This window comes from Pseudosulfitobacter pseudonitzschiae (assembly GCF_900129395.1).
In the GTDB taxonomy this organism is placed as follows: Bacteria; Pseudomonadota; Alphaproteobacteria; order Rhodobacterales; family Rhodobacteraceae; genus Pseudosulfitobacter; species Pseudosulfitobacter pseudonitzschiae.
Genome location: NZ_FQVP01000005.1, coordinates 566,705 through 572,883 on the forward strand (window position 1 = coordinate 566,705; position 6,179 = coordinate 572,883).

The 6,179-nt window shown below is 59.0% G+C and carries 4 protein-coding genes; 3 read left to right on the plus strand and 1 reads right to left on the minus strand.

Features of this window, described 5'->3' with window-relative positions:
* Positions 1–48 precede the first annotated feature (48 nt).
* A complete protein-coding gene (locus BUC08_RS17360; RefSeq protein ID WP_037928639.1) occupies positions 49–522 on the minus strand; it encodes an acyl-CoA thioesterase in 474 nt (157 codons plus the stop codon).
* Between the two features lie 135 nt (positions 523–657).
* On the opposite strand from BUC08_RS17360, the gene BUC08_RS17365 reads away from it, so the two are divergent.
* The 3 genes from BUC08_RS17365 to BUC08_RS17375 all read left to right on the plus strand — a co-directional run bounded on the left by BUC08_RS17365 (position 658) and on the right by BUC08_RS17375 (position 5,259).
* The gene (locus tag BUC08_RS17365; RefSeq protein WP_037928920.1) at positions 658–2,277 is read left to right on the plus strand and encodes a long-chain-fatty-acid--CoA ligase; all 1,620 of its coding nucleotides are present in this window, start codon (positions 658–660) and stop codon (positions 2,275–2,277) included.
* A gap of 199 nt (positions 2,278–2,476) precedes the next feature.
* Positions 2,477–4,141: a calcium-binding protein gene (locus BUC08_RS17370; RefSeq protein ID WP_051694567.1), complete on the plus strand. Its 1,665-nt coding sequence runs from the start codon at positions 2,477–2,479 to the stop codon at positions 4,139–4,141.
* 209 nt (positions 4,142–4,350) lie between these two features.
* Positions 4,351–5,259: a Hint domain-containing protein gene (locus BUC08_RS17375; RefSeq protein ID WP_083604361.1), complete on the plus strand. Its 909-nt coding sequence runs from the start codon at positions 4,351–4,353 to the stop codon at positions 5,257–5,259.
* Positions 5,260–6,179 lie beyond the last annotated feature (920 nt).

Consider the following 6,179-nt stretch of genomic DNA (forward strand, 5'->3'; position numbering starts at 1 on the left):
AATTCCAGGCTCCGCGGGGGAGTTTTTGAGCCAAAGAGGCGGACGGGTTCAGCTTTCGACTGCGCCGTCCGCGATCAGCTTTGCACGGATGTCCTGCGGGATCGGCAACCTTTCTGATCCGTCCTGCGTCAGCAGCACCATCACGCAGCGGAAGGTCGCGCGTTGGCGTCCTTCGGCCCAGATCGCCTGATCCAGCGTCATCGAGGTTGTGCGCAGCGCGCTGCAGGCGGTGGTCACGACGTAATCGGTACCTGCGCGGATTTCCTCAATAAAGCGCACCTCGCCCGAACGGATGACGATGCGGGGGCTGGCGGGGTCGTTCAGCTTGCCGATCCCATACATCCGCATATGCCGGATGCGCAGCCGTTCGAACCAGACGAAATAGCGGGTGTTGTTGACGTGGTTCAGCGTGTCCAGATCGTCGTGATGTACGCGGTCGGCCACGGCCAGCGGGGTGGCGGGGCTGATGCCGAGGCTGGCCTGTTGCTGCGCGCTGAGCGGTGTGTGGTAAGCTATGTCCATTTGACGATGCGTAAATCTGTGCGCTGGCGCTTGCAAGCCCTGCATCTGATTGGCAAAGTCGAACCCAACGGGAGGACAACGCAGCAGGACAACAGGTCAGGCGGCGTACCTCTGTATGCTATGGAGGACGTGCCCATGCTTGGCCAAATGATGACTGCCCCTTTGACGATTTCTTCGCTCGTGGAACACGCCGCGCGGTATCACGGCGACACCGAGATTGTCTCGGTTCAGACAGCGGGTGGTGTCGAGACGACAAGCTGGCGCGATGTGGGTGCCAATGCCCATCGTCTGGGCGATGCGCTGACCAAACTGGGGCTTGAGCCGCAAGCGCGGTGCGGTACGATTGCATGGAACAACCGCCGCCATCTGGAGATCTATTTCGGCGTCTCGGGTGCGGGCTTTGTTTGTCACACGATCAACCCGCGTCTGTTCCCCGAGCAGCTGGTTTACATTATCAACCATGCCGATGACCAGGTCCTGTTCATTGACAAGACCTTCGTGCCGCTGATCGCTGCGATCCGTGACAAGTGTCCCAATCTGAAACACATCGTCCTGATGGAAGGCCGCGATGACGAGGCCGCTGCCGCCATCGAGGGGCTGCAGTTCTATGACGACCTGATCGCCACCGGTGACGCCGATTTCGACTGGCCCGATCTGGACGAGAACACAGCCTCGTCGCTGTGCTATACCTCGGGCACCACCGGCAATCCCAAGGGCGTGTTGTATTCCCACCGCTCGACCGTTCTGCACAGCCTTGTTGCGGCGCTGCCCGACAGCCTGGACCTGTCGGCCACCAAGCGGGTGCTGCCCGTGGTGCCGATGTTCCACGTCAACGCATGGGGCACGCCCTATGCCTGTGCCATGACGGGGGCGTCGATGGTGCTGCCGGGGCCGGGGCTGGACGGGGCGTCGCTGGTCAAGCTGATCGACACCTACAAGGTTTCGGTGGCTTTGGGTGTGCCGACGATCTGGCTGGGGTTGGTGAACGAGGCGCTGAAATCCGGCAGCAAGCTGGAAACGCTGGAGCGCACCGTCATTGGCGGCTCGGCCTGTCCGCCGTCGATGATCACCGCCTTCCGCGAGAACTTTGGCGTCGAGACCATCCACGCCTGGGGCATGACGGAAATGTCGCCTTTGGGTTCGGTCAACCAACTGCTGGCCAAACACGACAAGCTGAGCGACGAAGCGCGGTACAAGATGCGCGAAAACCAGGGCCGGCCGCCCTTTGGTGTCGAGCTGAAGATCGTGGACGAAGAGGGCAAGACGCTGCCCAACGACGGCAAGACCCAAGGCGATCTGCACGTGCGTGGGCATTGGATTCTGGACAGCTATTTCCGCAAATCCACCGAAGAGACGCTGACCAACGGCTGGTTCGACACGGGCGATGTGGCGACGCTGGACGCTGACGGTTACCTCAGCATCAAGGACCGGTCCAAGGACATCATCAAATCGGGTGGTGAATGGATCAGCTCGGTCGACCTGGAAAACATCGCGATTGCGCACCCCAAGCTGGCAGATGCGGCCGTGATCGGCGCGCGCCACGAGAAATGGGACGAACGGCCCGTTCTGGTCGCGGTCAAGGCCGAGGGGCAGGACCCGTCCGAGGCGGAAATTCTGGCCATCTTCGAAGACAAGATCGCCAAATGGCAGATCCCCGACCGCGTGGTGTTCACCGATGTGTTGCCGCGCAATGCAACGGGCAAGGTTCTGAAGCGCAACCTGCGCGAGGAATTCGGCGAGGTTCTGATCGGCTGAGACCGACCGGACAGCACATTGAAAGGGGCCAGTGCACCATGCGCTGGCCCTTTTCCGTTCGCGGCGCTGCGCCGATTCATCCTTTAATTGAAAATGGTTAACAGATCCGCCCCAGGGGTTGTCGGGTGGTGGGACTCGTATAGTTTGACTCTGCGCAACGATCTTGAGCCTTGCGCCAAGCCGGATCAAAGGACCACCAATGTCTTGGACACGCAGCCTGTCTGAATTCACGATCAACACCGTTACGTCGGGGATGCAGACACGCGGCGAAGTGGCGGCCCTGTCTGATGGCGGCTTTGTCGTCAGCTGGGCTTCGGCCCATGACGGCAGCTACGACATCTATGCCTGCCGCTATGACGCCACGGGCACCAAGGTGGGCGCGGATTTCAGGGTCAATACCGAGTTGTCGGGTCGGGATCTGCAACCTGATGTGTGGGCTTATGATGGCGGCTATACGGTGGTTTGGCACCGCTTGGATGCCGGTGACATGGACGTGTTGGGACGCAGCTTTGACGATGTGTCGGGACCGACGGACGTATTCGCGTTGCACGACACCGACGCCGGCTGGCAAAGCAATGTGCGGCTTTCGGGGCAGGTGGCGACCTATACTTCGGGAACATCGGTTTACCTGATAGAGCTGTCGCCGGGGGCCGCGGCCACGCCGCTGCTGATCGGTACGGACGCCAAGGAAAACAGCGAAACGCGCGTGATCCAATTGGCCGGAGCGGGCGACCGCTTTGTCATCGGTTATCGCAATGCGGATGGTCATGAGGTTGCGCATATCTATGATGCGGACACAGGCATTGTGTCGCCACAGATCCTGCTGAGCACCACGGTCTATGCCCCAGACCTTCACGCGCTGCACAGCGGCGGTTTCGTCATGTTGGCCAGTAACGGCGATTTGCAGGCGACCCTCTTTGACGCGACCGGCACGGCGCTGAGCGTGATCGACGTGACCAGCGATCAGACGCGCTACGAGGTGCAGGGCGATGCGCTGGCCCTCTCGGCGGGCGGGTTCGTGGTGTTCTGGACCGTCTATGCCGGCACGGCCCAGGTCTTTGCCCAGCGTTACACGGATACGGGGCTGGCCGTGGGCACGCAACTGGCATTGACGCTGGAGGACGCCGACGGATCGGCCCAGCCGCAATTGGCGGAACTGGCAGACGGGCGGCTGTTGGTGACATACACGGCGCTGCGGGATGGCGCGGACGACGTCATGGCGCAGATCCTGACCGTCGACCCGGTTCCGGTGGATGGCACGGCGGGCGATGACCATCTGTTTCTGGGTGCGCTGAACGACACGCTTATGGGCCATGATGGCAATGATAGGCTGGACGGGATGGACGGGGACGATGACCTGAGCGGGCTGCGGGGCAATGACACGCTGGATGGCGGCACAGGCCACGACACCCTCAGCGGCGGCAGCAACCGCGACCGGCTGACCGGCGGGCGTGGTCGCGATCTGCTGGACGGGGGACGGTCGCGTGACGTGCTGGACGGCGGGCGGGGCGATGACACGCTGTATGGCGGCGACAGCAAGGACGCGCTTTATGGCAATTGGGGCGATGACATGCTGTTTGGCGATGCAGGCAGCGACCGGCTGGCGGGCAACCAAGGCAATGACACGCTGACGGGTGGCGCGGGGGCGGATCTGTTTGTGTTCAAGGCCGGAGACGGCGCCGACACCATCACCGATTTCGAAGACGGCGTGGACCGTATCAGGATCGTCACCGGGGCCGGGTCCATGGACGACCTGACCATAACCGATCTGGGGGCCGATGTGCGGTTGACCTTTGGCGATGTGACGGTTGTAATGCTGGGGGTGGATCACACTGTGCTGGATGCTACGGATTTTGTGTTCTGACTGAGTTGGCAAAACTGAAACAAGCGTTGTGGCAAGTCGGTTCGCCGTTTGCGTGTGTTGCCAAAACAACGGACGCGATGGCATCGAAAAGCATTTTCAACACGCATGCGACCTTGCTTGTGCAAAAAGGGGGCAAGCGATAAATTGAATATGTTGGATAAGCTTCCGGCGTTCCGCAGAGGCATTTTAGGTTAACGAGAGCAGGCTCAATGGCAGTTCTAATCACAACGCACTTTTTATATTATGACGGCTCAAATGCGACAGACGTTCCTGGTGACGTGGAAAACTATTCCTATGACAGCACAGTCTTTGATGCCAACGATGATGGTAACATCGACAGTACAGATTACTTTACTAGCCCGGGTTTTCTTTATGACGGAACGACGGTCACGATAAATGGAAATGATTACGCTATTTTTTATGGTGGCGGTACGGATTATTATATCCCCTACGATATTTCCTATGACGACCTGAGCGTGTTTGTCGACACTGCGTCATGGACATTCAATTCGGTCCCCGAAAACGCGGAGGTTGCGAACTGTTTCCTGACGGGCACGCGCATCGCCACGCCATCGGGCGAAACGGCGGTCGAGGATCTGCGGATCGGCGATCTGGTCACCACCGCCGACGGGCGCACCGTCGAAGTGAAATGGATGGCGCGCCAGACCTATCGCCAGTTTCGCAACATGGCGCTGCCGGAAAAGCACGCACCGGTCTGCATTTCCGCGGGCGCGTTTGGACAGGGTTTGCCGCATACCGATCTGTATCTGACGGCGGATCACGGCATGATCCTGGACGACATGGTCGTCAACGCTGGTGCGATGGTCAACGGTGACACGATCCGCTTTGTGCCGCTGTCGGAAATGCCGCCCGAGTTCACCTATTACCACGTCGAGACCGAGCTTCACGACGAGATCCTGGCGAACGGTGCCGCGTCCGAGACGTTCATTGACTACGTCGGCCGCAAGGGGTTCGACAACTATCTCGAATACCTCGACCTTTACGGTGCGGACCGGATCATCCCCGAGATGAAACGCCTGCGCGTCTCGGCCAAACGCCTGCTGCCACCGCAACTGGCGCAGCGGTTGGGGGCAGGGCTGGCGCAGAACGTGGCCTGATCTAATCGACCTGACGATGATAAAACGGCGTTTCCATGAGGGAGCGCCGTTTTTCTTTGGCGAAGGGAATTGGCGTTACCTTCAAAGCCACAGCGGGCAGCCCTGCATTTCACGCTCACCACCTTGAAGATATAAAGAGATCAAGCAGGCGCGGAAATCCTTTGCCCCGTTCGGTGATGTCGTGATTTGATCTGGAGCGGGTAACGAGAATCGAACTCGTAACTAAAGCTTGGGAAAAAATGCACAAACTTATGAAAATAGGGGGAATACTAGCCGGTCTGGGTCAAACTCTGGGGAACTTACTCATCGCGGACAAGGCTTTTGTGGTTAAGCCACTCTTACACTTGCTCCCCATCGGAGCCAAATCCAATGGGGAGGTTCAACCTGCTACGTTTAAACCACTGGAACAGTGATGCCGGGAACCATTGCTCGCAGCGTCGTATGAGCCGCGAGTACGTCGTTATAGAGTTCCGTGTTGCCCTGTTCTTTAATCGTTACGATCAAGGCGTATGGCACTGAAGCATCACGTTTTCCTGATCCCCCGTGCAAGCGAGCGTGGTGTTGAATGTCAAACACTGGGCTAGATAAGGTCGCTGCATTGAATTTGCAGGTTTGTCGCTTCACCGATTCCCACTGATGTGCGTCATCTCTTAATTCTTGTTCCGTCTGGAAGTGCTTTGCATTCCCAAAAAAAGACTTGGTCGCATGCAGCTTTGGGCGACCTTTTTCGGTTAAACTGGCATCGTAACTGGTGTCCGGGCGGAAGAATATTTGCGCTCCAACTTGCGTGTAGGATACGGCGTCTTCTGGCTCAACTGGAGAAGCGGTAATCCCCCCGTTTTTGCGGGGGCTTGGTCGTAGAATTTACGCGGCCATTCTCAGTTTCTGGGCGGGGGTCATCCCGCCGTTGCCCATGTTTG

Coding starts and splice junctions, on each gene's coding strand:
- BUC08_RS17375 (WP_083604361.1), top strand. CDS start 4,351: ATGGCAGTTCTAATCACAACGCACTTTTTATATTATGACGGCTCAAAT.
- BUC08_RS17365 (WP_037928920.1), top strand. CDS start 658: ATGCTTGGCCAAATGATGACTGCCCCTTTGACGATTTCTTCGCTCGTG.
- BUC08_RS17370 (WP_051694567.1), top strand. CDS start 2,477: ATGTCTTGGACACGCAGCCTGTCTGAATTCACGATCAACACCGTTACG.
- BUC08_RS17360 (WP_037928639.1), bottom strand. CDS start 522: ATGGACATAGCTTACCACACACCGCTCAGCGCGCAGCAACAGGCCAGC.